2 protein-coding genes are annotated in these 1775 nt (G+C 73.4%); both read left to right on the forward strand.

Annotation, left to right across the window (positions count from 1 at the left end):
- Positions 1-841: oxidoreductase (locus DPV74_RS41185; RefSeq protein ID WP_119339274.1), on the forward strand; the 841-nt coding region annotated here is incomplete at its 5' end.
- The coding region (locus DPV74_RS41190) for an ABC transporter ATP-binding protein (RefSeq protein WP_162923332.1) at positions 838-1775 on the forward strand (938 nt) is incomplete at its 3' end. The genes DPV74_RS41185 and DPV74_RS41190, both read left to right, overlap by 4 nt.

Consider the following 1775-nt stretch of genomic DNA (forward strand, 5'->3'; position numbering starts at 1 on the left):
CGGCGGCGCGGCGCGCGGCGCCGACGGGGCCGCGCTCGCGTGCCGGCTGCTCGAGCGCGGGATCGACGTCGTGATCGAGCATCCGCTGCTGCCCGACGAATGGGACCGCGTGCTGCGCACCGCGTCGCGTCACGGCCGGCGCTGCCTGCTCAACAGTTTCTATCCGAACCTGCCGGTCGTCTCCCGCTTCATCGCCGTCGCGCGACGGTTGCGTGAAACGAGCGCGCCCGTGCATGCGGATGTCGTGTGTTCGGTGCAGGCCAGTTACGCGGCGCTCGACGTGCTCGCCGCCGCGCTGCAGGGCGTGGGCCCGTGGTCGGTCGAGCCGGTCGGGCCGGCACTGTCGTCGATGCGCGAATGCGCGATGGTGCTCGCCGAAACGCCGGTCTCGCTGCGCGTGCACAACGAGATGGCGGCGGCCGACGACGGCCGGATGAGCATGCTGTTCAGCATCACGCTGACGACGGACGCCGGCACGTGGACGCTCGCGTCGCCGCATGGCCCGCTGTGGTGGGCGCCCGCGCTGCGCGAACCGGCGACGGACGACGACGGGCTGTTCCCGATCTTCGGCGACGCGGTGGGCGACGACATGCCGAGCATCCAGATCTGCGACGAAGCGCGCGATACGTGGGGCGCGATTCATGCCCGCAGCTGGCCGCAGGCGGCCGTGCGCGCGGTCGACCGGCTCGTGTCGGGCGAAGGGCTGCACGCGTGCAACCAGCGCAGCATCGACGTGACGCGCGTCTGGCAGCATCTGACGATGCAGCTCGGTTTTCCGGAGCAGCCGCCGGGCGACGCGTGCGCGGCCACGCTCGGCATGCTGCTGGAGCGTGCCGCATGAAGGGGCCGTTGCTTTCGATGTTGCGGCCGTTCGCGGCGCCGCTTGCGGCGGCGGTCGTGCTGCAGGCGCTGGCGGGTGTCGCGTCGCTCGTGCCGTGGCTCGCGCTCGGCCGTATCGCCGACGCATGGCGCGCGACGGCACAGCTCGACGCGACGGCGCGCGGATGGCTCGTCGCGGCCGTGGTGGCTGGCGTGTGCTGGCTGGGCGGCCAGACGGTCGCGCTGCACCTGACGCACCGTGTCGACGCCGATCTCGCCGACCGCTTGCGCAGGCGGCTCGCCGATCATCTGCAACGCTTGCCGCTCGGCTGGTTCGCGCGCGCCGGCAGCGATCGCGTCGCGCGTCACGTCGACCAGGACGTGCGCGCGCTGCACCAGCTCGTCGCGCACGCGCCGGCCGACGTCACGCAACTCGTCGTCGTGCCGTGCGCGGCGTTGGCGTGCCTGCTTTACCTGAATCCCGGGCTGCTCGCCTTTGCGCTGGCCCCGCTCGTCGCGGGCGCCGCGCTGTTCCGCTGGATGCGCTCGGCGCGGTTCGTACCGGCCGTCGCGGCGCGCAACGCGGCACTCGAACAGCTGATGGGCGATTACGCGCAGCTCGCGCAGAACCCGGCGCTCGTGCGGCAGTATCCGGGCGCCGGCATCGAGGCGGCCGCGCTCGCGTCGACCGGGCGCTTCGACCAGGCGTTTTCGGCGTGGGTCGGCCGCGTCGGCGGGCCCGGTGCCTGCACGCAGGTGCTGCTCGGCACGCCGTTCCTGCTCGCGTGGGTCGTGTTCGGCGCGACGTGGCTCACGGCCGGCCGCCTGCCGGTCGGCGAACTGTGTGCGTTCGCGCTGCTGATCTGGGCGGTTGCCGCGCCGGTGCGGGCACTCGGCCACGGTGCCGACGCGTTGCGCGAAGCGCGCGCGGCCGCTGCGCGTCTCGATGCGTTGCT

The organism is Burkholderia sp. HAN2018 (assembly GCF_024704855.1).
GTDB lineage: Bacteria > Pseudomonadota > Gammaproteobacteria > Burkholderiales > Burkholderiaceae > Burkholderia > Burkholderia cepacia.